General features: G+C 69.8%; 26 protein-coding genes. 7 read left to right on the top strand and 19 right to left on the bottom strand.

The features are described from left to right. Positions 1-2: 2 nt before the first annotated feature. Positions 3-875 carry a glycerophosphodiester phosphodiesterase gene (locus ACILQS_RS03940; protein WP_395638800.1) on the bottom strand — a complete coding sequence of 291 codons (873 nt, stop codon included), beginning with the start codon at positions 873-875 and terminating at the stop codon, positions 3-5. Between the two features lie 135 nt (positions 876-1,010). Between ACILQS_RS03940 and ACILQS_RS03935 the strand changes: the two genes are divergently transcribed. Next, positions 1,011-1,352 (top strand): TfoX/Sxy family protein, encoded by a 342-nt coding sequence (locus ACILQS_RS03935; protein ID WP_395638799.1) that lies wholly within the window; start codon positions 1,011-1,013, stop codon positions 1,350-1,352. A 45-nt stretch (positions 1,353-1,397) separates the two neighbouring features. Here ACILQS_RS03935 and ACILQS_RS03930 read toward each other — a convergent pair whose 3' ends face one another. The 3 genes from ACILQS_RS03930 to deoC are packed head-to-tail and all read right to left on the bottom strand — an operon-like array spanning position 1,398 to position 4,782. Further along, positions 1,398-2,261, bottom strand: a complete 864-nt coding sequence (locus tag ACILQS_RS03930) for an aldehyde dehydrogenase family protein (RefSeq protein WP_395638798.1) — start codon at positions 2,259-2,261, stop codon at positions 1,398-1,400. Continuing rightward, positions 2,258-3,775, bottom strand: a complete 1,518-nt coding sequence (locus ACILQS_RS03925) for an aldehyde dehydrogenase family protein (RefSeq protein WP_395638797.1) — start codon at positions 3,773-3,775, stop codon at positions 2,258-2,260. The genes ACILQS_RS03930 and ACILQS_RS03925 overlap by 4 nt, the downstream gene beginning before the upstream one ends. A 2-nt stretch (positions 3,776-3,777) precedes the next feature. Beyond that, a complete protein-coding gene (deoC, locus tag ACILQS_RS03920; protein WP_395638796.1) occupies positions 3,778-4,782 on the bottom strand; it encodes a deoxyribose-phosphate aldolase in 1,005 nt (334 codons plus the stop codon). Between the two features lie 43 nt (positions 4,783-4,825). Between deoC and ACILQS_RS03915 the strand changes: the two genes are divergently transcribed. Beyond that, on the top strand, positions 4,826-5,713 hold the full coding sequence (locus ACILQS_RS03915) for an ROK family protein (RefSeq protein WP_395638795.1): 888 nt from the start codon (positions 4,826-4,828) through the stop codon (positions 5,711-5,713). Here ACILQS_RS03915 and ACILQS_RS03910 read toward each other — a convergent pair. The 4 genes from ACILQS_RS03910 to dusB are packed head-to-tail and all read right to left on the bottom strand — an operon-like array spanning position 5,710 to position 10,586. Continuing rightward, the gene (locus tag ACILQS_RS03910) at positions 5,710-6,909 is read right to left on the bottom strand and encodes an MFS transporter (protein WP_395638794.1); all 1,200 of its coding nucleotides are present in this window, start codon (positions 6,907-6,909) and stop codon (positions 5,710-5,712) included. The two genes, ACILQS_RS03915 and ACILQS_RS03910, sit on opposite strands and share 4 nt — an antisense overlap. Next, the gene (locus tag ACILQS_RS03905) at positions 6,906-8,180 is read right to left on the bottom strand and encodes an MFS transporter (protein WP_395638793.1); all 1,275 of its coding nucleotides are present in this window, start codon (positions 8,178-8,180) and stop codon (positions 6,906-6,908) included. The genes ACILQS_RS03910 and ACILQS_RS03905 overlap by 4 nt, the downstream gene beginning before the upstream one ends. After that, a complete protein-coding gene (locus ACILQS_RS03900; RefSeq protein ID WP_395638792.1) occupies positions 8,177-9,442 on the bottom strand; it encodes a deoxyguanosinetriphosphate triphosphohydrolase in 1,266 nt (421 codons plus the stop codon). The genes ACILQS_RS03905 and ACILQS_RS03900 overlap by 4 nt, the downstream gene beginning before the upstream one ends. Next, on the bottom strand, positions 9,435-10,586 hold the full coding sequence (gene dusB / locus ACILQS_RS03895) for a tRNA dihydrouridine synthase DusB (RefSeq protein ID WP_395638791.1): 1,152 nt from the start codon (positions 10,584-10,586) through the stop codon (positions 9,435-9,437). The genes ACILQS_RS03900 and dusB overlap by 8 nt, the downstream gene beginning before the upstream one ends. A 144-nt stretch (positions 10,587-10,730) precedes the next feature. Here dusB and ACILQS_RS03890 point away from each other — a divergent pair, with 144 nt between their 5' ends. Then, complete coding sequence (locus ACILQS_RS03890) at positions 10,731-11,201, top strand: aminoacyl-tRNA deacylase (RefSeq protein ID WP_395638790.1); 471 nt, start codon at positions 10,731-10,733, stop codon at positions 11,199-11,201. A gap of 126 nt (positions 11,202-11,327) precedes the next feature. On the opposite strand, the gene ACILQS_RS03885 is transcribed toward ACILQS_RS03890, so the two are convergent. The 8 genes from ACILQS_RS03885 to ACILQS_RS03850 form a co-directional block, all read right to left on the bottom strand. Next, the gene (locus ACILQS_RS03885; protein ID WP_395638789.1) at positions 11,328-11,993 is read right to left on the bottom strand and encodes a DsbA family protein; all 666 of its coding nucleotides are present in this window, start codon (positions 11,991-11,993) and stop codon (positions 11,328-11,330) included. Positions 11,994-12,000: 7 nt separating this feature from the next. Beyond that, complete coding sequence (locus ACILQS_RS03880) at positions 12,001-12,987, bottom strand: lysostaphin resistance A-like protein (protein ID WP_395638788.1); 987 nt, start codon at positions 12,985-12,987, stop codon at positions 12,001-12,003. Next, positions 12,984-13,541: a PadR family transcriptional regulator gene (locus tag ACILQS_RS03875; protein WP_395638787.1), complete on the bottom strand. Its 558-nt coding sequence runs from the start codon at positions 13,539-13,541 to the stop codon at positions 12,984-12,986. Before ACILQS_RS03875 ends, ACILQS_RS03880 begins: the two co-directional genes overlap by 4 nt. A gap of 135 nt (positions 13,542-13,676) precedes the next feature. Further along, entirely contained in the window at positions 13,677-15,086 is a 1,410-nt protein-coding gene (locus tag ACILQS_RS03870) for an aminomethyl transferase family protein (RefSeq protein ID WP_395638786.1), read from the bottom strand. Positions 15,087-15,162: 76 nt separating this feature from the next. Then, entirely contained in the window at positions 15,163-16,068 is a 906-nt protein-coding gene (purU, locus tag ACILQS_RS03865) for a formyltetrahydrofolate deformylase (protein ID WP_395638785.1), read from the bottom strand. Positions 16,069-16,070: 2 nt separating this feature from the next. Further along, a complete protein-coding gene (locus ACILQS_RS03860) occupies positions 16,071-16,919 on the bottom strand; it encodes a methylenetetrahydrofolate reductase (protein ID WP_395638784.1) in 849 nt (282 codons plus the stop codon). Positions 16,920-17,015: 96 nt separating this feature from the next. Beyond that, the gene (locus ACILQS_RS03855; protein ID WP_395638783.1) at positions 17,016-18,086 is read right to left on the bottom strand and encodes an acyltransferase family protein; all 1,071 of its coding nucleotides are present in this window, start codon (positions 18,084-18,086) and stop codon (positions 17,016-17,018) included. Beyond that, positions 18,086-19,468 carry a glycine--tRNA ligase gene (locus ACILQS_RS03850; RefSeq protein WP_395638782.1) on the bottom strand — a complete coding sequence of 461 codons (1,383 nt, stop codon included), beginning with the start codon at positions 19,466-19,468 and terminating at the stop codon, positions 18,086-18,088. Before ACILQS_RS03850 ends, ACILQS_RS03855 begins: the two co-directional genes overlap by 1 nt. 127 nt (positions 19,469-19,595) lie before the next feature. Between ACILQS_RS03850 and ACILQS_RS03845 the strand changes: the two genes are divergently transcribed. Together ACILQS_RS03845 and ACILQS_RS03840 are read left to right on the top strand one after the other, a co-directional pair. Beyond that, positions 19,596-19,964 (top strand): hypothetical protein, encoded by a 369-nt coding sequence (locus tag ACILQS_RS03845; protein ID WP_395638781.1) that lies wholly within the window; start codon positions 19,596-19,598, stop codon positions 19,962-19,964. Continuing rightward, the gene (locus ACILQS_RS03840) at positions 19,964-20,488 is read left to right on the top strand and encodes a DUF3800 domain-containing protein (protein ID WP_395638780.1); all 525 of its coding nucleotides are present in this window, start codon (positions 19,964-19,966) and stop codon (positions 20,486-20,488) included. Before ACILQS_RS03845 ends, ACILQS_RS03840 begins: the two co-directional genes overlap by 1 nt. A 132-nt stretch (positions 20,489-20,620) precedes the next feature. Here the strand turns inward: ACILQS_RS03840 and ACILQS_RS03835 are convergent, their stop codons facing one another. Together ACILQS_RS03835 and recO are read right to left on the bottom strand one after the other, a co-directional pair. Then, positions 20,621-21,421, bottom strand: coding sequence for an isoprenyl transferase (locus tag ACILQS_RS03835; RefSeq protein ID WP_395638779.1), 801 nt, complete (start codon positions 21,419-21,421; stop codon positions 20,621-20,623). Positions 21,422-21,500: 79 nt separating this feature from the next. Next, positions 21,501-22,238, bottom strand: a complete 738-nt coding sequence (gene recO / locus ACILQS_RS03830) for a DNA repair protein RecO (protein ID WP_395638778.1) — start codon at positions 22,236-22,238, stop codon at positions 21,501-21,503. Between the two features lie 59 nt (positions 22,239-22,297). On the opposite strand from recO, the gene ACILQS_RS03825 reads away from it, so the two are divergent. Together ACILQS_RS03825 and ACILQS_RS03820 are read left to right on the top strand one after the other, a co-directional pair. After that, positions 22,298-22,966 (top strand): trimeric intracellular cation channel family protein, encoded by a 669-nt coding sequence (locus ACILQS_RS03825; protein WP_395638777.1) that lies wholly within the window; start codon positions 22,298-22,300, stop codon positions 22,964-22,966. Further along, the gene (locus ACILQS_RS03820; RefSeq protein ID WP_395638776.1) at positions 22,963-23,685 is read left to right on the top strand and encodes a methyltransferase domain-containing protein; all 723 of its coding nucleotides are present in this window, start codon (positions 22,963-22,965) and stop codon (positions 23,683-23,685) included. The genes ACILQS_RS03825 and ACILQS_RS03820 overlap by 4 nt, the downstream gene beginning before the upstream one ends. On the opposite strand, the gene ACILQS_RS03815 is transcribed toward ACILQS_RS03820, so the two are convergent. Further along, the coding region (locus ACILQS_RS03815; protein ID WP_395638775.1) for an alpha-isopropylmalate synthase regulatory domain-containing protein at positions 23,682-23,953 on the bottom strand (272 nt) is incomplete at its 5' end. The genes ACILQS_RS03820 and ACILQS_RS03815 overlap by 4 nt on opposite strands.

Raw genomic sequence — 23,953 nt, 5'->3', positions numbered from 1 at the left:
CCTCAGGTGCCGGGAGCGGTGGCGGCGATCCACTCGTCGAGGGCGGACGGCTCGTCGGTGACGATGCCGTCGACCCCGGAGGCGAGGGCCTCCCCCCACCGCTCCTCGCTGTTGAGGGTGTAGAGCAGCACGCCGAGGCCGGCCGCGTGCATGTCGGCGACGGCGTCCGGACTCGCCGCGAGCGCGGATGCCCGCGTCATGATCGCGATCGCGCCGAAGCGGCCGGCGACCGCGACCGGGTCGAGGGGCAGCACCCGCCGGATGAGCACCCGCGGGATGACGGGGGCCGCCTCCTGGAGAGCCGCGACGGTGCCGGTCGAGAAGGCGGCGAACACGATGCGGTCCTGCGTGCCGCGGAAATAGATGCCGCCCATCAGGCGGTCGACCTCGTCGGCCGACCACTCACCCTTGACTTCCACGAGCGCGGTGACCTCGGGCGAGGCGACGAGGATGTCGAGGAATTCGTCGAACAGCGGCACCGGGATGCCGGCGAACGCCGGGTCGTACCAGGAACCCGCGTCGAGGGTGCGGAGTTCGGCGAGGGTGAGGTCGGCGACGAGCCCGGTGCCGGTGGTGGTGCGGTCGACGCTCGGGTCGTGCATCAGCACCGGGTAGCCGTCGGCGGTCAGCCGCACGTCGGTCTCGAGAAAGTCGCTGCCGCTGGCGACCGCCGAGACGAAGGCGGGGATCGTGTTCTCGGGGGCGCTGGCGCGGTCGCCGCGGTGGGCGGCGATGAAGGCGGCCTCCCCGGGGGCACGCAACGGACCCATCAGGTTGGCGGCGTAGGCGCTGCGGGCTCCGGGGGCGAGGATCAGCACGAGCACGGACGCGGCCGTGACCAGGATCGCGGCAGCGATGCGCACAGGACTGCTCATGGAACGCCTTCGGGTAGCGGGACCGCGTCATTGCGGTGGCCCGACGATAGCAGAACCCGTTACCGTTTCGTTACCTCCCGTTCACCATTTCGTGACCTTCGCTCCTCGGTCGGCGGCGTCTGGCACGCTGTCGCCATGGTGTGGAGCACGGACAACCCGACCCAGGCCCGCCTCGACGGATTCGCCGACCGCTACCTGGCACGGCCCGACGTCGACTGGGGTCGCATGTTCGGCACGATCGGTCTGCGCGTGCGGGGCAAGGTCTTCGCGGTCGCCGTGCACACCGGCGGACTCATGGTGAAGATTCCCGGGGCGCGGGCCGACGAGCGCATCGCGGCCGGTGAGGTCACCCGCATGGTCATGCGCGGGCGGGAAATGCGCGAGTGGGTCGTCGTGCCGCTCGACGCCCCTGACGCGCTCTGGGAGTCGCTCCTCGAGGAGGCTTACGCCTACCTCGACGAGATCACCCCGGCGTAGGCGTTTCGATACACCGGGCTTCGCCCGGCACTCAACCCGCGAGCGCTAGATCAGGGCCTTGGTGTGCCAGACGGTCTTCGTCTCGGTGAACGCGAGGATGCGGTCGAGCGCGAGATCCGGGATGCCGGCCTCCGGCCGTACCACGCGCTTGAGGGTGTCGGCGGCCGCGATCTCGAGGTCGATCCACTCCAGCGCCCCGGCCCCGGCCAGGTCGAGGGCGTTGACGTCGGCATGCGAGGCGAGCCACGGCGCCATCTCGGCAGGTGACCCGGTGAGCACGTTGACGACTCCCCCGGGCACGTCGCTCGTCGCGAGCACCTCGGCGAGCGAGACCGCCGACAGCGGGCGCGTCTCGTCGGCGATGACGATGACCGTGTTGCCCGCCACGAGGATCGGCGCGACCGTCGTCACGAAGCCGAGCAGCGACCCCCCGGCGACGCCCTGCGGGGCGATCGCGGCGACGACGCCCGTCGGTTCCGGCACCGAGAGGTTGAAGTACGGGCCGGCGACCGGGTTGCCCGAGCCGGCGACCTGGGTGAACTTGTCGGTCCAGCCGGCGTACCAGACCCAGGCGTCGATCGCGGCGTCGACCTGCTTCGCCGCCGCGGCGGTCGAGGCGCCCTCCGAGAGCCGGAGCTCCTCGATGAACTGGTCCCGGCGACCTTCGAGCAGCTCGGCGATGCGGTAGAGCACCTGGCCGCGGTTGTAGGCGGTGGCGCCGGCCCAGCCGGACACCGCCGCGCGGGCGGCGACCACGGCATCCCGGGCGTCCTTGCGGGAGGCGAGCGACGCGTTCGCGAGGAAGACGCCCTTCGGCGTCGTCACCTCGTAGGTCCGGCCCGACTCGCTGCGCGGGAACTTGCCGCCGATCGCGAGCTTGTAGGTCTTGGGGATGCTGAGGCGGCTCATCGAGTGCGTCCCTTGGTTTCGATACGCGAGCCGCTGCGCGGCGCGCTACTCAACCCGCCTGCGGCGAGATAGGCGGCGAGTCCGTGGCGGCCGCCCTCGCGGCCGTAGCCGGACTCCTTGTAGCCGCCGAACGGGGAGGCGGGGTCGAAGCGGTTGAAGGTGTTCGCCCAGATGACCCCGGCGCGCAGCTTGTCGGCGACGGCGAGGATCTTGCTGCCCTTGTCGCTCCAGATGCCGGCGGAGAGGCCGTACGGGGTGTTGTTCGCCTTCGTGACCGCCTCGGCCGGGGTGCGGAAGGTGAGCACCGAGAGCACCGGGCCGAAGATCTCTTCGCGGGCGATCGTCGACGACGCCTGCACGCCCGTGAAGATCGTCGGCGCGAACCAGAAACCGTTCTTCGGGATGTCGCACGGGGCGCTCCAGCGCTCGGCGCCCTCGCTCTCGCCGATCTCGGAGAGGGTGCGGATGCGGTCGAGCTGCTCTTTCGAGTTGATCGCCCCGATGTCGGTGTTCTTGTCGAGCGGATCGCCGAGGCGCAGCGTCGAGAGGCGGGTCTTCAGCTTCTCGACGACCTCGTCGTGCACGTTCTCCTGCACGAGCAGCCGGCTGCCGGCGCAGCAGACGTGGCCCTGGTTGAAGAAGATGCCGGTGACGATGCCCTCGATCGCCTGGTCGAGCGGGGCGTCGTCGAAGACGATGTTGGCCGCCTTGCCGCCGAGTTCGAGGGTGAGCTTCTTGTCGGTGCCGGCGACGGCCTTGGCGATCTCGCGGCCGACCGCGGTCGACCCGGTGAACGCGACCTTGTTCACGTCATCGTGGCGCACGAGCGCGGCGCCGGTCTCGCCGGCCCCGGTGACGATGTTGACGACGCCCTTCGGGAGCTCGGCCTGCTGCAGGATCTCGGCGAAGATCAGGGCGCTCAGCGACGTCGTCTCGGCGGGCTTCAGCACGACGGTGTTGCCGGCGGCGAGGGCGGGCGCGATCTTCCAGGCGAGCATGAGCAGCGGGAAGTTCCACGGGATGACCTGCGCGGCGACCCCCAGAGCGCGCGGGTTCGAGCCGACCCCGGCGTACTCGAGCTTGTCGGCCCAGCCGGCGTAGTAGAAGAACCAGGCGGCGACGAGGGGGATGTCGACATCCCGGCTCTCCGTGATCGGCTTGCCGTTGTCGAGGCTCTCGGCCACGGCCAGTTCGCGGGCGCGCTCCTGCACGAGCCGCGCGATGCGGAACAGGTACTTGCCACGGTCGGACCCGGACATCTTCGACCAGGTCTTCTCGTAGGCGCGGCGTGCGGCGGCCACGGCCTTGTCGACGTCGCCCGCCGTCGCGGTGGCGATCTCGGCGATCTTCTTCTCGGTCGCCGGCGAGATCGTCGAGAACGACGTGCCGTGGCCGTCGACGAAGTCGCCGTCGATGAAGAGCCCGTACGCCTTCTTCAGGTGCAGGATGCTCGTCGACTCCGGCGCGGGGGCGTAGTCGAGGAATCGGGTCGCGGGCGCGACGTCCTTGGCCATGGTCAGTCCACCGTCACGTAGTCGGGGCCGCTGTAGCGACCGGTCGTCATCTTCTGCCGCTGCATGAGCACGTCGTTGAGCAGCGTCGAGGCGCCGAAGCGGAACAGGTGCGGCTGCAGCCACTCCTCCCCCGCCGTCTCGGCGACCGTCACCAGGAACTTGATCGCGTCCTTCGACGAGCGGATGCCGCCCGCCGGCTTCACGCCGATCTTCTCGCCGGTGAGCCGGTGCCACTCCTGCACGATCTGCAGCATGAGCAGCGTCACCGGCAGGGTCGCCGCGGGCTGCACCTTGCCGGTCGAGGTCTTGATGAAGTCGCCACCCGCGAGGATCGAGAGCCAGGATGCCCGGCGCACGTTGTCGTAGGTGTTCAGTTCCCCGGTCTCGAGGATCACCTTGAGGCTCGCGTACGTCCCGTCGGCGCGGCGGCAGGCCTCCTTCACGGCGACGATCTCCTCGAAGACCTTGCCGTAGTTGCCGGCGAGGAACGCGCCGCGGTCGATGACCATGTCGATCTCGTCGGCGCCGGCGGCCACCGCATCCTCGGTGTCGGCGAGCTTCACCCGCAACGACGCGCGTCCGCTGGGGAACGCCGTCGCGACCGCCGCGACCGAGATCTTGCCGTCGTCGGGGTCGCCGTGCATCTCGCCGAGCGCCTCGACCGCCGTGGCGACCATGTCGCCGTAGACGCAGACGGCGGCGACGCGGGGGGTCGACGGGTCCGACGCGTCGGGGGTGATCGCCTTCGCCACGAGCGAGCGGACCTTGCCCGGGGTGTCGTCCCCGGAGAGGGTGGTGAGGTCGATCAGCCGGATGACGGTGTCGAGCGCCCAGGCCTTCGAGGTCGTCTTGATCGAGCGGGTGCCGAGGCCTGCCGCGCGGGCTTCGAGCCCGACGGCATCCACGCCCGGAAGTCCTTCGAGATGGAGCCGGAGGCTCTTCTCCGAGAAGTCCCCGCCGAGCAGCGAGACCGCCCGTTCGGCCGGTGCCAGCGACGTCGCGTCCATCCGCCAGAGTCTACGCGGACGGCCCGGCGTCTACGCTGGAGGCGTGACTGAGGCGCCGGTGCTCGCTGTTGACTTCGGAGGCACGAAGGTCGAGGCCGCCCTCGTCGCCGACGGCCGCCTGGTGGAGGGCACTCGCACGCGTCGCCCCACCGGACCCGACCGCACCGCGGCCGAACTGGATGCCGCGGTCACCGAGGTCGTGCGAGGCGCGCTCGGCGACACGACCGTCACCCGCGTCGGCATCGGCTCGGCCGGACCCGTCGACACCGCGCGCGGCTTCGCCTCGCCGCTCAACGTCCCCGCCTGGCGGGATCACCCGCTGCGCGACCTCGTCGCCGGCCTCGTGCCGGGCGCCGACGTCACCCTCGCGATCGACGGGCTCGCGATCGCCCTCGCCGAAGCGCGCCACGGCGCCGGGGCGGGGTCGGCGAACGTGATGGGGATGGTCGTCTCGACCGGGGTCGGCGGCGGGCTCGTGCTCGACGGCCGCGGCATCTCGGGCGCGAGCGGTAACGCGGGGCACATCGGCCACGTGCAGGTCGCCGGCTTCGACGACCCGTGCCTCTGCGGACGCCGGGGCTGCCTCGAGGCGATCGCCTCGGGACCCAACTCGGTGCGCTGGGCCAACGCCCAGGGCTGGGTCGGCGCGACCGGCGAGGAGCTCGCCGCCTCGAGCGATCCCGTCGCCCGGGCGGCCATCGAACGCTCCGCCCGCGCCGTCGGGCTCGCGATCGCGTCGGCCAGCGCCCTCGTCGATCTCGACGTCGTCGCCGTCGGGGGCGGGTTCTCGCACTCCGCGCCCGACTACCTCGACCTCGTGCGCGCGGCGGCGGATGAAGGTTTCGGCTTCGTGCGAGCCACCCGCATACTGCCCGCCGGGCTCGGCGGCGAGGCGCCGCTCATCGGCGCCGCCGCCCTGGTCGTCAGCTAGCGCGGGTCGTCGACCCGCCCGGGGCGCAGGACGATCGGCACCGCCACCAACGGCAGCATCCCGATGGCGACGAACACCACGAGCGGCGCCGTCCACTCCCCCGTCGCGTCGTGCAGTACACCGAGCGCGAGCACCGTACACCCGGTGACGACGTAAGCGATCGTCTGCACGAACGCGCTCAGCCGCACCGCGACCCGCGTCGTGCCGGCACGCACGACGACCTGCACGAGGACGAGGGTGAACGTGAGCGCCCCGCATCCGATGAGCACGCACCACAGGGCGGGCGCGGCCGTCGGCGCGAACAGCAGACCGGCCCAGCCCGCCGAGCCGAGCAGACCGGCGGCCGCGACGATCGCCGCGGCGGGGTGTGGCCTCGACGCGACGAGAGGCACGAGCAACGACGCCGGGATGCCGACGAGCAGCACGATCCCGAGGTGGGCTCCGGCCGTCGCGGCGTCGAGCCCGGCCCGGGCGGTGAGGATGAGCGGCAGCCAGGCCGCTCCGCCATAGCCGACCATCGCCGACGCCGAGAGCACGAGCACGAGCGCCCAGGCCAGCGGCGAGCGCCTCAGCCGCACCGGATCGCCGGCGTCGGCCACCGGGGCGGCGGCGGGCAACTCGAGCGCCACCGTGCGCGCTCCGCGGGCGAGGGCGATCCACGGCACGACCGCGATCAGCACCGTGACCGCCCAGACGGTGAGCGCGGGGCGCCAGCCGATCGCGTCGGAGAGCGGCACGGCCACGAAGGCGGGGCCCGTGCCGCCGATCGCGAAGAGCGTCGTGTACACCGCGGTCAGCACGCCGACGCGGTCGGGGAAGTAGCGCTTCACGAAGGCGGGCAGCAGCACGTTGCCGACCCCGATCCCCACCATCGTCAGCGCGGTCGAGGCGACGATGCCGAGCACCTCGCCCGAGAGGGCCCGGGCGACCTGTCCGAGCACGATCGCGCCGATCGCGACGACGAGCGCGCGCTCCGCTCCGAGCCGGCGGGAGAGCCAGGGGGTGAGGCTCCCCGCGAGCGCGAACGCGAATGGCGGCAGCGCGCCGACCACTCCGAGCACGACGGGCGAGAGACCCAGGTCGGCCGAGACCAACTCGAACACGGGAGTGAACGACGTCGTCGCGCTGCGCATCCCGAACGACAGCAACACGATGCCGAGCAACGCGAGCAGACGGGGCTTGACGACCCCCGTCATGAGCGGACGGTGGGGGTGACGATCTCATCGTCGACGAAGCGCTCTCGCCGAAGGATCACGATCGCCGGCACCACCAGCAACAGGCTCACCAGGGCGAGCACGGTCGACGCCGTCCAGCCGCCGGTGAGTTCGTGCAGCGCTCCGACGATGAACGACGAGAGACCGCCGAGCACGTAGCCGACGGCCTGCACGAAGGCGCTGACCGAGACCGTGACCCGGTGGTTGCGGGTGCGCGTGTTGACCAGCAGCAGCGCGAGGGGGAAGGCGATCGGCACCGACCCGATGAGGAACGCCCAGAGCACGGGAGCCGCCGCCGGGGCGACGAGCATCCCGACCCAGCCGACCACCCCCGAGGCCGCCGCGACGACGAGCAGCGGCAACACGAATCGCCGCCGCACGGCGAGCAGCGGCACGATCAATGCCTGCGGGATGCCGACCACGATCGCGACCCCGAGGGCGAAGGCGGCCGCGGCAGGCGACACCCCGGCCGCGATGAGCATCACCGGCAGATACGCCATCGCGGCGTAGATGCTCACCGAGGCGAGCGCGAGGGTCGCGGCGATCGCCCACGCCGTCGGCGACACCGCGACCCGACGGCGCACGATCGGAAGCACCGCCACCGGCTCGACGGGGTCGCTCGGTCGCTCGTCGAACTCGGCGGCGAGCGGCTCGACCGGCGCGACCGCGAGCGGGGCGGGGGCGCGCACCATCGCGAGCCACGGGATGATCGCGATCAGCGGGATGAGCGCCCAGACCCCGAGCGTCCAGCGCCAGCCGACGCCCTCGGCGAGCTGCACCGCCGCGAACGCCGGCGCCGACGCGCCGACGCACATCAGCACGAGGTACAGCGAGGTGAGGACGGCGACGCGGTCGGGGAAGTAGCGGCGCACGAGCGGCGGCAGCAGCACGTTGGCCGCGCCGATCCCGAGCATGACGATGACGGTCGAGCCGACGAGCAGCACCGCCTCGCCGGAGAACGCGCGCAGGATCTCGCCGAGCGCGATCGCGAGGATCGCGACGACGAGGAGCGCCTCGAGCCCGAAGCGGCGGGTGAGCGGCGGCACGAAGAGTCCGGCGGCGGCGAAGCACAGCGGTGGAGCGGCGCCGACGAGCGACAGCACGACGACGCTCAGCCCGAGTTCGTCCGAGATGACGTCGAAGACCGGCGCGATGACCGCGACGGCGTTGCGCATCGACAGCCCGACGAGCACGATGCCGAGCACGGCGACGAGGCGGCCGCCCCTCGGGATGACGGCGAGCGCGCCCGTCACCCGAGCAGCCGCTCGTGCCAGGAGCCCGCCGACACGTCGGTCAGCGAGGCCACCTGGTCGACGACGACGCGCATGCGGGCGGCGTCGTCGGGAGCGTCGGCCCAGTCGGCGGCGAAACCGACATCCAGCTGGCTCGGATCGGCCAGCAGGCGGTCGGCGAGTTCGGTGAGGATGCCGCGCTGCCGGGCGTAGAGCGGCTGGCGGGCGTTCGTCGACATCACATTCGCCGCGACGATGCCCTTGAGCACCGCGATCTCGGCCCGGGTCTCCTCCGGCACCACGACATCCGCCCCGAATCGCGCGAGGGCGGACTGCGGGTACGCCTCCCGGGTCGCGCGCTCGGCATGCCCGGCGAAGCGGCCGATGAGGAAGCTGGTGAGGTTCTTCAGCCGGGCGAGGTCGCGGCGGCTGGCGTCCCAGGTGTCGATCCAGTACTCGAGGCTGTCGAGCCGGTCGAAGGCCGCGATCAGAGTGTCGTGGTCGAACTCGCCGCCGATCCAGGCGAACATCGCGTCGACCAGGGCGTCGTGGTCGACGCGGGCCCCGAGCGCCTTCACGTCGAGGAACCCGCCGACGATCGCATCCTCGAAGTCGTGCACCGAGTAGGCGATGTCGTCGGAGAGATCCATCACCTGCGCTTCGATGCAGCGCACCCGCTCCGGCGCCCCGGCGCGCAGCCACTCGAACACCTCGGTGTCGTCGTCGTAGAAGCCGTACTTGCTGCGTCCCGACGGGTCCGGGATGCCTTGGGCGGCCGGCCACGGGTACTTGCAGCTCGCGTCGAGCGACGCCCGGGTGAGATTGAGTCCGTACGAGCGGCCGTCGTCGCCGAACACCTTCGGTTCGAGCCGGGTCACCAGGCGCAGGGTCTGCGCGTTGCCCTCGAAGCCGCCGATCTCGCTCGCCCACTCGGCGAGCGCACGCTCCCCGTTGTGCCCGAACGGCGGATGCCCCAGGTCGTGCGCGAGACACGCGGTGTCGACGACATCCGGGTCCAGTCCGAGCCGCTGCGCGAGTTCCCGACCGACCTGAGCGACCTCGAGGGAATGCGTGAGGCGGTTGCGGGCGAAGTCGAGCCCGGCCGTGGGACTCAGCACCTGGGTCTTCTGCGCCAGCCGGCGCCAGCCGCTGGAATGCAGGATGCGCGCGCGATCGCGGGCGAAGTCGCTGCGGCGGCTCGCGTGCTGCTCGGGAAGCCAGCGCTCGGCATCCTCCTCCGCGTAGCCCAGCGGCAACGGCGAGGAGTGGCGGTGATCAGCCACCGCTGTTGTGCAATTCGGCCTCGGCGACCTCGGCCCGCATGCCCTCCGCGATCTCGCGGCTGTCGAGCCAACGATCGGGCAGGCTCGGGGTCTTCGGGGTGCCCGCCCGGCCGCGCTGGCCCTCGGCGTCGGCGCCCGGGTAGGGCTGGTCGTGGTCGAGGCGACCGAGCAACTGGGCGATCTCGTCGAGGCTCGACGACATCGCGAGCGCCGCCCGCGTCTCGCCGCCGACCGCGTAGCCCTTGAAGTACCAAGCCACGTGCTTGCGGATGTCGCGGCAGGCCCGCGCCTCGTCCTCGAAGAACTCGACGAGCAGTTCGGCGTGCCGCTGGTAAGCCCGGGCGACCTCGCCGAGCGTCGGCTCGGCCTTGAGCACCCCGCCGGTGAACGCCGCGGCGAGGTCGCCGAAGAGCCAGGGCTTGCCGAGACAGCCGCGCCCGACGACGACCCCGTCGCAGCCGGTCTCGGCGACCATGCGGAGGGCATCCTCGGCCGACCAGATGTCGCCGTTGCCGAGCACCGGCACGTCGGTGATCGTCTCCTTGAGCTTCGCGATCGCCGACCAGTCGGCGTGTCCGGAGTAGAACTCGCTCGCCGTGCGCGCGTGCAGGGCGATGCTGCCGACACCCGCGCCCTCCGCGATCCGCCCGGCCTCGAGGTAGGTCAGGTGGTCGGGATCGATGCCCTTGCGCATCTTGATCGTCAGCGGACGATCCCCGGCCGCCTTCACGGCACCCTCGACGATGTCGCGGAACAGGTCCAGCTTCCAGGGCAGCGCGGCTCCCCCGCCCTTGCGGGTGACCTTCGGCACCGGGCAGCCGAAGTTGAGGTCGATGTGGTCGGCGCGGTCCTCGGCGACGAGCATCGTCACCGCCTCGCGCACCGTCTTCGGGTCGACCCCGTACAGCTGGATGCTGCGCGGCGTCTCCGACTCGTGGTGCCGGATGAGACGCATCGACTCCGGGGTGCGTTCTACGAGGGCGCGGGAGGTGATCATCTCGCTCACGTAGAGCCCGGCGCCGTACTCCCGGCAGAGCCGGCGGAACGCCGTGTTCGTGATCCCGGCCATCGGCGCGAGCACCACCGGAACGGTCAGCTCGATCCCCCCGATCCTCAGGGGTTTCGCGATGACGGAGGTGGACACTCCTTGATTGTTTCAGACCCGCAGACGGGGTGCCGGTGGCGTCCCGTCGTGTTCTCAACTCTTGGACATTCAGCCCTTCGTCGATGAGACGTCGATGAGGGGTCGAAATTCCGAGAGTTGCGAACACCGGGAGAGAATCGGAGCATGACGACCGGCAGAGAACGTGTTGCGGCCGACGCGGAAGCCCGAGGCATCCCCGTCGAGTTCACGGAGCGGGCCGTCGCCCGGTCGCTCGAGGAGGCGGCGAGCATCCTCGGCATCGATCCCGCGGACATCGTGAAGTCGCTCGTCGTGCGCCGCCACGACGGCAGCTACCTGTTTGCCCTGGTGCCCGGCGACCGGCAGATCTCCTGGGCGAAACTGCGGGCCGTCGTCGGCGTCAACAAGCTGCGTCTGCCCGAGGCGGAACTCGCGCTCGAGGCGACCGGGTTCGAACGCGGCACCATCACCCCGCTCGGCTCGACGACGGCGTGGCCGGTGTTCGCCGATGAGCGGATCGCTGGCAAACGCGTCTCGATGGGCGCGGGCGAGCACGGGTACTCGCTGTTCGTGCAGGCCGACGACCTGGTGCGCGGGATGGATGCCACCCTCGCCGACATCACGGAGCCGCTGTAGGGGTTTCGATACACCGCGCGTCGCGCGGCACTCAACCCGCGATGGTGCTCGGGACCTCGCACACGTCGCCCTCACAGACGACGCCGGCGTCGCCGAGGGGGGTCAGCACGATCTTCGGCGCGTCGCTCATACGGTCGCCCGCTCCGCGACGACCTGCTCGAGCACGTTGACGAACGTGGCCGACTCCTGCGCACCGGAGACGCCGTACGTGCCGTCGAGCACGAAGAACGGAACACCGCGGATGCCCAGCTCCCTCGCCTGCGCGACGTCGGCGTGCACGGCGGCGAGGTACTCGCCCGCGGTCAGCGAGCGGACGACATCCTCACGGTCGAGGCCGATCTCGGCGGCGAGGTCGGCGAGCTCCGGGATGCGACCCACGTGGCGGCCCTCTTCGAAGTACGCCTTCATGAGGCGCTCCTTCATCTCCAGCTGCTTGCCGTGGGCCTTGGCGTAGTGGATCGCCTGATGGCCGAGGACCGTGTTCGTGGTCTGGAGGGCGTCGTAGTCGTAGTGCAGCCCCACGCTCTCGGCGATCCCGGTCACGCGGTCGAGCATCACCTGCGCCTGCTCGGCGTCGACACCCAGGTGCGAGGCGAGGAAGTCGGAGTGCGTGCCTTCCATCTCGACCGGGGTGTTCGGGGAGAGCTCGAACGAGTGGTACTCGACCTCCACCGGGATGCCCGACGACGTCACCGCGGCTTCGAACTTGCGCTTGCCAATGAAGCACCACGGACAGGCGATGTCCGACCAGATGTCGACCTTGATCGGAGACGCGTCACCAACAGAACTCATACCGGGTTCAACTCGGGGGAAGCGGTGGCATTCCCGCCGCGGGCACTTCCACGCCGATTCGGCTCAGCCGCTCGATGCCGTGCCGGCGGGCGAACCACTCGACCGCGAGCACCCAGAGCACGACCGTGACGATCTGTGCGACGAGACCGGCCGGGCCTCCCGTGTCCTCGGTGATGCCGGTGGGGCCGAACATCCCGGTGCCGGTCACCACGAACGCGGCCACGTTGTTGACCGTGTGCATCGCGATGCCCGCCTCGAGTCCGCCGGTGCGGATCGTCACGACCGCGAATCCGACGCCCATCACGATGACCGTCAGGATGCCCCAGAAGTCGTAGGCGTGGCTGAGCCCGAAGAGCACCGCCGAGACGATGATCGTGACCGGGGCGAACCGCACCCACGAACCGACCGACTGCATCAGCACGCCGCGGTAGAGGTATTCCTCCGTCGCCGCCTGGATCGGCACGAGCAGCACGACGATGAGCACCGAGAGCAGGTACGTCGGCACGTCGGTGCTGAACGGCAGCAGCTCCTCCCCCGCCGCGATGCCGATCGCGAGCTGCCCTGCGAAGGTCGCGATCCAGACGACGGCCGCAGGGATGAGGGTGACCGCGAGCCAGCGCCAGCGCAGGCGGAAGAGCACCGAGTGCAGGATGCTGACCCGCACCCCGGCCGGGCGGATGCCGGCGATGCGCAGCGCGACCGGGATGAGCGGCAGCACGAGGATGATCGAGCCGAGCCCGAAGGCGAGGGTCCACGGCCGCGCCATGTCGGGGGTGATGAGCGTGGTCAGGTCGTCGGTCGCGCTCGGGGCGAGGAAGTCGATCGCGTTCGTCGCGAGCACCACGACGAACACCGGGATGGCGACGAGGATGCTGACCCCGATGAAGAACACCGCGGTCATGAGCACCGCGACCAGGGGGCGCCACCAGCGGTAGGTCGGCTGCGCGCGGTAGAGCCGGTGGTAGGGCAGTTCGACGATCGTCAGGTCACTCACGGGGTCTCCTCGGGCTGGCCGACATCCAGGTCGTCGATGAGCCGCAGCCCGTCGCGCGCCCAGGCGATCTCCTGCTCGGCCCGCTGCACGAGGCCTTCGTAGGCGTAGCGCTTGAACGCCGCGGTGCGCTTCCGATCCTTCTCGGGCGTCACCTCGAGGCGACGGTTGAGCATCGGGCTCGAGCCGCCGTCGATCTGATCGATCTGGTCCTGCCACTGCGCGAGTTCGGACTCGTAGTGGGCGATGTGGGCGCGCAGCTGACTGCGGGCAGCGTCCGGGGTCGCCCACTCGAAGTACGCCGACTTGAGGTGCATCGCGTCCCGGAAGCGGGCGTACGGGAGGGTCGTGTTCATCCACGTGCGGAGGGCATCCCGACCTGCGCCGGTGATGTGGTACTCGCGCTTCGTGCCCTTGGTGCCCCAGGGCACCTCCTCGGCGGTGACGACGCCGTCGGCCTCCATCTTGCGGAGCTCGGGGTAGATCTGCGAATCGGGCGCGTACCAGACGTGTCCCACCGAGGAGTCGAAGCGCTTGTGCAGGTCGTAACCCGTCATGGCGTCGACGCTCAGCAGGGCGAGTAGCGCGAATCTCAGGGACAACGGGCACCTCGAATAGCGGGAAAAGGCCTAGGGCCGGATGCGGGACCGTGAAGTGATCCCGCATCCGACCCTAGAGGTTGCGACGGATGCTCAGGCGTTGTAGCCGGTGCGCCAGCCGCCCTGGTAGGACTGGCGGGCGACCGTCGAGTACGGAACCGGGCTGACGACGGCGCGCACGGGCAGCTGCTCGTGCTTCTCGACCGAGGCCTTCGTGGTGTTGGGCGCCTCGCCCCACAGCACGCGCAGCTCGGTGCCCTCGGGCACGTCGGGCGAGATCGTCGCGAGCGACAGCGCGCGCTTCTCGTTCGACGAGTACCCGGTGAACATCGAGTAGCCGACGACGGTGCCGTCGGCATCCACGACCGAGTCGTAGTTCGCCGAACCGTAGTTCGCCAGCGGCAGGTCGAAGAACTTGTGCGACGGGCCGTCGACGTCGAAGAGCGACGCGAAGATCTTGGTGACGTCTTCCGGCTCCCAGGCGAGCGTGACCTTCTTGCGCTGCGCGTCCTTGTCCATCTTCTCGAGCGCGTCGCGACCGATGAAGTCGTGGTCGAACTTCACGAACGAGCCGTAGCCGAGTTCCCACGGGGTGAGGTAGTAGTCCTCGATGTTCTCCGAGACGAACGAGCCGGCGAGCGTGCCGGTGGCCTCGTAGGAGTCGGCGGGCAGCCAGTCGCGGTAGCCCTGCTCCTCGGCGCCCGTGTAGATCGCGGGCAGCGGCGACGGGATCCAGCCCGACTCGAGCGTGTTCGACGGGTAGGCGCGCGAGCCGACCGGCACGAGGCCGAACTCCTTGCCCGCCTCGACGATGAGGTCGCGGATCTTGTGGTGGTCGGCGTACGGGCCCCACAGCTCCAGACCCGGGGCGCCGGCCATGCCGTGACGCAGGGTGCGCACGCTCACGCCGCCGATGTTCATCTTCGCCATGCTGAAGAACTTGAGCTGCTCGAGCGGTCCGCCGTTGAGCTTCTCGATGACCGACCACGCGGCCGGGCCCTGGATCTGGAACCGGTAGTACTTGCGCGAGACCGCGTCACCGTACGGGCGCGAGTTCGAGCGGCGGTCGATCACCAGGTCGAGGTTCGAGTAGCCGCCGGTCTCGGCGTGGTACGCGAGCCAGTTCGAGGCCGGCGCGCGGCCGACGTACACGTACTCGTCCTCGGCCTCGCGGAAGAGGATGCCGTCACCGATGACGTGACCCGACGCGGTGGTCGGCACGTACTGCTTGGCACGGTCGACCGGGAAGACCTCGACCGAGTTGATGGCCGTGTCGCGGATCAGGTTGATGGCGTCCGAGCCCTTGAGGAACACGTTGTCCATGTGGTGCGACTGGTCGTAGAGCACGGCGGTCGTGCGCCAGGCCTGCTGCTCCTTGATCCAGTTCTGGAAGTCGGCCGGCACGACCGGGTAGATGTACGACCCGATCTGCGAGTTGCGGAGCAGTTCGACGGGGCTGCCGGCCGCGTCGATCTTCCCCTGGAGGTTGGTTGCTTCAGCCATGGTTCCTTCTTCGTTGAATACCTATGGATATAGGCGTTGGGTGGGTGTGGAAGGGCTCGGATGAACCCGGAGGTCGCTAGAAGACGATCGTTTCGCGGTCGGCGCGGATGACCCGGTCCTCGCAGTGCGCGAGCACCGCGCGGGAGAGCACCGCGCGCTCGACGTCGGCGCCGCGGCGCTGCAGGTCGGCGGCGGTCTCGGCATGCGTGACCCGCACGACGTCCTGCTCGATGATCGGACCCTCATCCAACTCGGCCGTCACGTAGTGCGCGGTCGCGCCGATCAGCTTGACGCCGCGCTCCTTCGCCTTGCGGTACGGGCCGGCGCCGATGAAGGCGGGCAGGAACGAGTGATGGATGTTGATGATCGGCACGCCGATCTTCTCGATGAAGTCCTCGGAGATGACCTGCATGTAGCGGGCGAGCACGACGAGGTCGGCGTTGCCGCGGATCAGGTCGAGGATCTTCGCCTCCGCCTCGCTCTTGTCGGGGCCGGGCTTGCTCGGCACGTGCAGGAACGGGATGCCGAACCCGCGCACGTCATCCGCCAGCTCGGTGTGGTTGCCGATGACCATCGGCACCGTCATCGGGATCTCGCCGCGGCGCTGCCGCCAGAGCAGGTCGAGCAGGCAGTGGTCGCTCTTCGACGCCATGATGACGACGCGCTTCGCGACCGAGCGCTGCGAGAGCTTCCACTCCAGGCCGAAGCCCTTCGTGATGACCTCGCCGAGTTCGGCTTCGAGCGCGGGCACGGCGACGTTGAGGTCGGCCAGGTGGAAGACGGTCCGCTGGAAGAACCGGCCGCCCTCGGGGTTGTCGGAGTACTGGTCGAGCGACACGATGTTGGCGCCGATCCGGGCGAGCACCGCCGAGACAGCGGCGACGATCCCCGGCTGGTCCTTGCCGTGCACGATGAGCACGGCCTGGTCGGCGTAGGCGTCGAGCTGGGGGGCCGGCGCGGGAGCGAGTTCGGTGGTCGCCATGGTTACAGCTTCTCCTTGAAGTCGCGGATCCACTCGGACGTCGCCGTGAGCCCGCCGAAGGTGTAGAAGTGCAACTTCACCACACCGTGCTTCGACGGGTCGAGCTTCTTGGCGAGGCGCTTGATGAACTTGTCCGGGCCGGCGGTACCCATCAGGTTGGTGAGCGAGAGGCCGTACTTCTTCGCAATGCCGGCGCTCGAGGCGACCCCGAAGCGCGCGGCGAACGACAGGAGTCGCTTGATGCCGGCCGGTCCGGGGACGCCGACCCGGATCTCGTAGTCGATGCCGGCGGCGCGCACCTTCTCGATCCAGGCGACGACCGGGTCCTCGTCGAATCCGAACTGGGTGAGGATCGTGCCGGTCGTGCCCTGCTCGACGAGGGTCGCGTGCTTGCCGGTGATCGCGGTCCACAGCTGCTCGTCGGAGATGTCGGGGTGACCCTCCGGGTAGCCGGCGATCGAAATGTCCTTCGCCCCGAACTTCTGCAGCAGCCCGGTCTTGATGACGTCGTGCGAGTCCTCGTACGGCCCCTCCGGGGTCGAGGGGTCGCCGCCGACGGAGAAGACGTACTCCGAGGTGCCCTGGCCCTGGAGGGCCGTCAGGTACTCCTCGAGCTGGGCCTGCGAGGAGAGGCGCCGGGCCGAAATGTGCGGCACGGGGAGGAAACCGCCATCCAGCACCGCCTTCGACGCAACGAGCCGCATCTGGAGGTCTTCGTTGCCGAGGAAGGTCACGTTGATGCGCGTGCCCTGCGGGATGAGCGGAGCGGCTTCGAGGAGTCCAGGGACATCCTTGCCGGTCATCTCGAGCGAGAAGTCCTCGAGGAGCTGAGCTGTGGTGTAGTTCGCCATGGGGTGCGTTCCTTCCGACATCGTCGTCGCGAGACACACTACCTATCGTCATAGGTAGTTGTCCAGCAATGGTTCCGCACAATGAAACCGCGCCGTTCAGGTCGCACCGATTGCAGTGCGTTTGATGCGGAACTGTCGGCCTGCCCAACGCCCGAAACCGATCGCCCGACGCTCGATGAGCCACCAGGAGGCGAGCGCGAGCCCCCCGGCGATGATCGCGACAAGCAGGATGTCGACGGCGAGCGGCAGCCCGGGGGCGACGAGCACGACGGCCTGCTGCACCGGGAAGCCCCAGAGGTAGAGCCCGTACGACAGATCGCCGAATCGCGCGGCGCGACGCACCACGGGAGTCGACCGCCCGCCCCAGCCCACGACGAGACTCGGCAGCACCACCCAGGCGAGCCCGACCGCGGCCGGCTCGGGCAAGACCGCGCCCCCGACGACCCACGCCGCGGTCAGCGCGACCAGCACCGGAACCCGGCCGAGGAGACTCAGCCGTCCGCGCGCGCGGAGTTCGGCGAGAACCGCTCCGCCGGCGAAGAACACGGCGACCGTCAACACGTCACGTGCTCCACGGGGAGCAAGGTGGGGGACCAGCAGGACGACGACGACGGTCAGACCGAACCCGGCGAAAGCGACGAGACGCCACGTCCCCGGACGAACGGTGCGGAGCGCGAGCAACCCGACGGCGAGGACGACCAGGTAGCAGACGAACTCGGGACCGAGGGTCCAGAGGGCCCCGTTGACGATCGCGTCGACCGGATTCTCAAGAAAGACGCCCGGCAGCGTGTAGACCGGCACGAGCGTGAGATTGCCCAGATACGCCCAGGAACCCGAGTCCGCGAAGTAGTCGGCCGCACCGATCGCCGTGACGACGGGACCGACGACGAACGTTGTCGCGAAGACGAGCAGTACCAGCGCCGGGAAGATGCGGAACACACGTCGGAGCAAGAATGGGATCGCGAGCGGGGATCGCGCCCAACTGCTCCCGATGAGGAATCCGCTCAGGCTGAAGAACACGTAGACGCCGAGGTCGAACAGCTTGAGCCCGGCGAGAAACGGCGGATGCGGCATCCCGGTGAGCGGGAACGCATGCCCGACGAGAACGGCCATCGCGGCAAGCAGCCGAATCGCGTCGAAGTCGTTGTCGCGCTCCGGACGCGCCATCAGCCCTTCAGCTGCTCCGCGATGTAGCCGTGCAGCCGGTCGAGGGAGACCCGCTCCTGGGCCATCGTGTCGCGCTCGCGCACCGTGACCGCCTGGTCGTCGAGGGTGTCGAAGTCGATCGTCACGCAGAACGGGGTGCCGATCTCATCCTGACGGCGATAGCGGCGACCGATTGCGCCGGCGTCATCGAACTCGATCATCCAGTCCTGGCGGAGGTCGGCGGCGACCTCCTTCGCGATCGGCGAGAGCTGCTCGTTGCGCGACAGCGGGAGCACAGCGGCCTTCACCGGGGCGAGGCGGCGGTCGAGTCGCAGCACGGTGCGCTTGTCGACGCCCCCCTTGGTGTTCGGGGCCTCGTCTTCGGCGTAGGCGTCGACGAGGAACGCCATGAGGGCCCGGGTCAGGCCGAAGGCCGGCTCGATGACGTACGGCGTCCAGCGCTCGTTCGTCGTCTGGTCGAAGTACGACAGGTCGACACCCGACTCCCGCGAGTGGGTCGACAGGTCGAAGTCGGTGCGGTTGGCGACACCCATCAGCTCGCCCCACTCGCTCCCGCTGAACCCGAAACGGTACTCCAGGTCGGTGGTGCCCTTCGAGTAGTGCGAGAGCTTCTCGGTCGGGTGCTCGTAGCGGCGCAGGTTCTCCGGGTTCAGCCCGAGGCCGAGGAACCACTGCTCGCACTGCTCGATCCAGTAGCTGAACCACTCGTCGTCGGTGCCGGGCTTGACGAAGAACTCCATCTCCATCTGCTCGAACTCGCGCGTGCGGAAGATGAAGTTGCCGGGGGTGATCTCGTTGCGGAAACTCTTGCCGACCTGCGCGATGCCGAACGGGGGCTTCATGCGGGCGCTCGAGAGCACGTTCGCGAAGTTCACGAAGATGCCCTGAGCGGTCTCCGGGCGGAGGTAGTGCAGGCCCGCCTCGTCGTCGACCGGGCCGAGGTAGGTCTTCAGCAGTCCGCTGAACTCGCGCGGCTCGGTCCACTGGCCGCGGGTGCCGCAGTTCTCGCAGACGATGTCGGCCATGCCGTTCTCGGGGGTGCGGCCCTTCTTCTCTTCGAACGCCTCCAGCAGGTGATCCTGGCGGTAGCGCTTGTGGCAGCTCAGGCACTCGACGAGCGGGTCGGAGAACACCGCGACGTGGCCGGAGGCCTCCCACACGCGCTTCGGCAGGATCACCGAGGAGTCGATGCCGACGATGTCGTCGCGCGTCTGCACCATGAACTTCCACCACTCGCGCTTGATGTTCTCCTTCAGCGCGGTGCCGAGCGGGCCGTAGTCCCAGGCCGAGCGGGAACCCCCGTAGATCTCGCCGGACTGGAAGACGAAGCCGCGGCGCTTCGCGAGCGAGATGATCGAGTCGAGGGAGGTGGGTGTAGACATCCTGCTCAGGATACCGGCGTGCCGACTCTGAACGGTGCCGCGCCGACATCCTCGCCTGCGAGCAGCGCTGGCGCGCCGAAAATCTAGGTCTCGTGCCAAGTTTCATCCTAGGTCTAGGATTAGGTACGTGTTCGAGACCTATGAAAAAGGAGCGACTAAGGCGCCCACGTGGCCGGAGGTGACGCTTCTCCGCAAGGGCTCCATGCACCTCAACTCGGAAGCGCGCCGACTTCTCGGCGACACGGATTTCGTCGAGCTGCTCTTCGACCGCGAGCGCGAGGTCATCGGTCTGCGCCCATCCCGTCCCGATTCAACGAACGCCTACAAGCTGTCGGGGGTGCGCGACGTGCTGTGGACCATCTCGCTCATTTCTTTCCTCAAGTTCTACGACATCGACGTGACAGAGTCCCGGCGTCGTATCCCCACGCTGGAGAAAGAGATCCTCTGCGTGAATCTCAGGGAGCCGGGAGTCCTCGTAGATCGAAAGACATCGTGATGCAGGCCTACGTCGACGAGTCGATACGCGGACGCGACTACATCCTCTGCGGCGTCATCGTTCCGGAGCAGGAGGTCACGCGGACGAGACAATCGATCAAGAGCCAGCTCCGCGGTCGGCAGACCCGTCTTCACATGGCCAAGGAGAGCGCCGAGACGAAAGGACGCTTAATCGCCCACGTCGCGGACCTCTCGATGATCAGCGCCGTCATCGTCATCAGGACCTCACGTGAGAGCGACCGAGTCAGTCGCGACGGGTGCCTTGCCGCGTTGACGGATCATTTGGTCTCGCAGGGACTACGGCGCATGGTGATCGAATCGTGCGACCAGGACAAGCAGGACCGGCAGATCATCGGCGACGTCTTGGCCCGAACAAAGAACCTGGATCGGGTCAACGTCGTGCACCACCGGCCCTCGGACGAGCCGCTTCTGTGGCTCGCCGACATCGTCGCGTGGGCGCACGGAGGATCGAGCGCCTGGCGATCGAAGATCTCCTCGTTGTCGATCACGGAGCTTCGGCTGTAGAAACGCGAAACCCGGCCGACTCACCGTCCGGAGAGCTGCCGGGTTCACTTTCCAAAGCTTCCGCAATGGACACTTCATTCTCCCGCGATGCGTCGCGTTGCGCAACGTCGACGCCTGACGCGGTCGTGCGCTTCAGCTCTGCGGCGCATCCACCGCTCCACCGAACCGCCTCGCGCGCCCGGCGTAGATCTCGATCGCGTGCCAGAGGTCGGTGCGTGAGAAGTCGGGCCACAGGGTGTCGAGGAAGACCATCTCGGCGTAGGCGGACTGCCAGAGCAGGAAGTTGCTGGTGCGCTGCTCCCCCGACGACCGCACGAACAGGTCGACATCCGGCAGGTCGGGCACGTAGAGGTGCTTCTGCAGGGTCTTCTCGCTGATGCGGTCGGGCTTGATGCGACCGGCGGCGACGTCCGCGGCGATCTGGCGCACGGCATCCACGATCTCCACGCGACCGCCGTAGTTGACGCACATCGTGAGGGTCAGGCCGGTGTTGCCCGCCGTCATCCGCTCGGCGACCTCGAGCTCCTCGATCACGGAGCGCCACAGCCGGGGACGGCGACCGGCCCACTTCACGCGTACCCCCCACTCGTGCAACTGGTCGCGGCGGCGGCGGATGACGTCGCGGTTGAAGCCCATCAGGAAGCGCACCTCGTCGGGGCTGCGCGCCCAGTTCTCGGTCGAGAACGCGTAGGCCGACAGGTGGGTCACCCCGATCTGGATCGCACCCGCGACGACGTCGAGCAGGCTCGCTTCGCCCGCCTTGTGACCTTCGACCCGCGAGAGGCCCTTGCGGTTCGCCCAGCGACCGTTGCCGTCCATGACGATCGCGACGTGCTTCGGCACGGCGGCGTGCGGCATCGTCGGCGGCTGCAGCCCGGTCCAGTCGATCGGCAGGCCCGTGCCTGAGCCGCCGTATCCCGTCGAGTCGGTCACGCGATCCTCCACTGCGTCGATGTGCGTCGAGCGCGCGTGATCACGCAATTGCGCTCGACGCACATCGGTGCGCTCGGCGTCATGCGGGGGTCCGATCGACATGGGTGAGCGAACGCAGTCCGCGCTCGAGGTGGAACTGCGTGTACGCGGCAACGACGCCGGAGGCCTGCGCGCGGGTGCGTTCGTCGGCGCCCTCCGCGACCGGCCAGTCGCCGGCGAGCAGCGCGCCGAGCACCTCGAGGGTCGCCGGGTCGAGACGCGGGGCGCCGGGTGGGGCGACCGCGTCGCTGACGACCCCGCCGAGCTGCACGACGAAGGCGGTGTGCCCCGGACCCGCTTCCCCGGTGACGGCGCAGTCGACGAACGACGGCGCCCATCCCGCGATCGACAGCGCGCGCAGCAGGTAGGAGTCGAGGGTGAGCCCGGCCGAGTGCTCGGCCTTCGCGAGCGAGCGCAGGGCGCCGACCAGCAAGAGGTAGTGCTGCAGTCCGGCGTCGTGGTCGGTCAGCCGGTCGGCCGCCTCCACCATCGCGGTGGCCGCGGTGAACCGGGGGTAGTCGTCGACGATGTCGGCGCCGTAGGAGCCGAGCGACTCCGCCTGCTGCACGATGTCGAGGCTGCGGCCGCGGTAGAGCTGCAAGTCGGCGACCATGAACGGTTCCAGCCGCGAGCCGAACCGGGATGCCGTGCGCCGCACCCCTTTCGCGACGGCGCGGATCTTGCCGTTCTGTCGGCTGAGCATCGTGACGATGCGATCGGCCTCGCCCAGCTTGTGGGTACGCAGCACGACGGCTTCGTCGCGATACGTCTGACCCATGGGGACAAGTCTCCCCTTTCCGGGCTGAGAAGGGGGGATCCTCCGCTCCGGGCACGATGATGGATGCCGTGACCCCCTTCACGATCCCGCTCTGGGCCGACCTGCTCGCCGTCGGCATCGGGTCGCTGCAGGGGGCGCTGTTCGCGGCGCAGTTCCGCGATCGGCGCCTCGACCTGCTCGGCGTGGCGATCATCGGCATCGCGACGGGCTTCGGCGGCGGCATCATCCGCGATCTGCTGCTCGCCGACGTACCGCGCGCGCTGGAGAGCAACGCCTACCTGCCGGTCGCGACCGTGGCGGCGCTGCTCGGGATGCTGCTGGAGCGCCTGTTCGCGCGGCTCTCCGCCGTCATCACCGCCCTGGATGCCCTCACCATCGGCCTCTTCGGAGCGATCGGCACGACCGCCGCCCTCGCCGCCGGGCTGCCGGAGGTGCCCGCCGTGTTCGTCGGGGCGGTCAGCGCCGTCGGAGGATCGATCCTGCGCGACCTGCTGCTCAACGTGCCGATCGCGCTCATGCACGTCGGCTCCCTGTACGCGGTCGCCGCGATCGCCGGGGCGACGGCACTCGTGGCCCTCACCCGGTTCGGCGTCGACGGCACCCTTGCGGCGATCGCCGGCGTCGTCGTGACCTTCGCGGTGCGCATCCTGGCGGTGCTGTTCCACTGGAGCCTGCCGGAACAGGTGGCGCTGCGTCGGCGGCGCCCCCGCCCGGTCGAGCCGCAGTGAGCGACCGGCTCGTCGCCCGGCTGCGTGCCGTCGGCTGCGTCTTCGCCGAAGCCGAGGCGGCCGAGATCCGCCGCGTGCTCGGTCACGACGACGACGCGACGGATGCCGTGGTCGCCGCCCGCGCGGCAGGCACCCCGCTCGAACAGGCGCTCGGCGTCGCCCGGTTCGCCGGGGTCGAGGTCGAAGTCGGAGACGGCGTGTTCGTGCCGCGACTGCGGGCCGAACCCCTCGTCGACGACGCCGTGGCCGCCGCTCCCGACGCCCGCGTGGTCGTCGACCTGGGCTGCGGATCCGGGGCGATCGCCGCGGCGCTGCACCGCCGCCTGCCGCAGGCCCGGGTGCACGCCGTCGACATCGACCCGGTCGCCCTGCGTTTCGCCGCCCGCAACGGGCGACGGCACGGCTTCGAGGCCCACCTCGGCGACTGGTGGCAGGCACTCCCCCGCACCCTGCGCGGCCGGGTCGACCTCGCCGTCGCCTACCTCCCGCACGTGCCGACGGCCCGGCTGTCGGGCATCGCCGGCGACTACCGCGCGCACGAACCCGACCGCGCCGTCGCCGGGGGCGCGGACGGCCTCGATCCGTTACGCGCCGTCGTCGCCGGGATGGACGACTGGATGTCGCCCGACGGCCTGCTCGTCACCTTCGTCGCCGACGAACAGCACATCGCGGCGCGCACCGTCGCCGGCGCGCGCCGCGTGCTGTTCGTGCTGGGTTAGACGGCGGCGAGTTCGCGGTCGCTGGCGTCGGCGCGCACCGAGCGGTTCACCGCCGACACCACCGCCTTGAGGGATGCCGTCGAGATGTCGCCGTCGATCCCGACGCCCCAGAGGCGCTTGCCGTCGACCTGCAGCTCGACGTAGGCGGCCGCCTGGGCGTCGCCTCCCGCCGACAGGGTGTGCTCGACGTAGTCGTAGAGCTTGATGTCGTGTCCGAGGTCGCCCAGGATGCCGAGGAACGCGGCGATAGGTCCGTTGCCGCTCCCGT

It is taken from the genome of Pseudolysinimonas sp. (genome assembly GCF_044239695.1).
Classification (GTDB): Bacteria; Actinomycetota; Actinomycetes; order Actinomycetales; family Microbacteriaceae; genus Pseudolysinimonas_A.
Note: the sequence above shows the minus strand (reverse complement) of the source record. Positions and strands in the feature narration are given on the sequence as shown.

Excerpts from the sequence above, each read along its gene's own strand:
- recO (WP_395638778.1), bottom strand. The coding sequence starts at position 22,238 with ATGGGTCAGACGTATCGCGACGAAGCCGTCGTGCTGCGTACCCACAAG.
- deoC (WP_395638796.1), bottom strand. The coding sequence starts at position 4,782 with ATGGACGCGACGTCGCTGGCACCGGCCGAACGGGCGGTCTCGCTGCTC.
- ACILQS_RS03870 (WP_395638786.1), bottom strand. The coding sequence starts at position 15,086 with ATGGCTGAAGCAACCAACCTCCAGGGGAAGATCGACGCGGCCGGCAGC.
- ACILQS_RS03840 (WP_395638780.1), top strand. The coding sequence starts at position 19,964 with ATGCAGGCCTACGTCGACGAGTCGATACGCGGACGCGACTACATCCTC.
- ACILQS_RS03890 (WP_395638790.1), top strand. The coding sequence starts at position 10,731 with ATGACGACCGGCAGAGAACGTGTTGCGGCCGACGCGGAAGCCCGAGGC.
- ACILQS_RS03925 (WP_395638797.1), bottom strand. The coding sequence starts at position 3,775 with ATGGCCAAGGACGTCGCGCCCGCGACCCGATTCCTCGACTACGCCCCC.
- ACILQS_RS03910 (WP_395638794.1), bottom strand. The coding sequence starts at position 6,909 with ATGACGGGGGTCGTCAAGCCCCGTCTGCTCGCGTTGCTCGGCATCGTG.
- ACILQS_RS03860 (WP_395638784.1), bottom strand. The coding sequence starts at position 16,919 with ATGGCGAACTACACCACAGCTCAGCTCCTCGAGGACTTCTCGCTCGAG.
- ACILQS_RS03930 (WP_395638798.1), bottom strand. The coding sequence starts at position 2,261 with ATGAGCCGCCTCAGCATCCCCAAGACCTACAAGCTCGCGATCGGCGGC.
- ACILQS_RS03855 (WP_395638783.1), bottom strand. The coding sequence starts at position 18,086 with ATGGCGCGTCCGGAGCGCGACAACGACTTCGACGCGATTCGGCTGCTT.
- ACILQS_RS03850 (WP_395638782.1), bottom strand. The coding sequence starts at position 19,468 with ATGTCTACACCCACCTCCCTCGACTCGATCATCTCGCTCGCGAAGCGC.
- purU (WP_395638785.1), bottom strand. The coding sequence starts at position 16,068 with ATGGCGACCACCGAACTCGCTCCCGCGCCGGCCCCCCAGCTCGACGCC.
- ACILQS_RS03875 (WP_395638787.1), bottom strand. The coding sequence starts at position 13,541 with ATGACGGGTTACGACCTGCACAAGCGCTTCGACTCCTCGGTGGGACAC.
- ACILQS_RS03940 (WP_395638800.1), bottom strand. The coding sequence starts at position 875 with ATGAGCAGTCCTGTGCGCATCGCTGCCGCGATCCTGGTCACGGCCGCG.
- ACILQS_RS03935 (WP_395638799.1), top strand. The coding sequence starts at position 1,011 with ATGGTGTGGAGCACGGACAACCCGACCCAGGCCCGCCTCGACGGATTC.
- ACILQS_RS03825 (WP_395638777.1), top strand. The coding sequence starts at position 22,298 with ATGGATGCCGTGACCCCCTTCACGATCCCGCTCTGGGCCGACCTGCTC.
- ACILQS_RS03885 (WP_395638789.1), bottom strand. The coding sequence starts at position 11,993 with ATGAGTTCTGTTGGTGACGCGTCTCCGATCAAGGTCGACATCTGGTCG.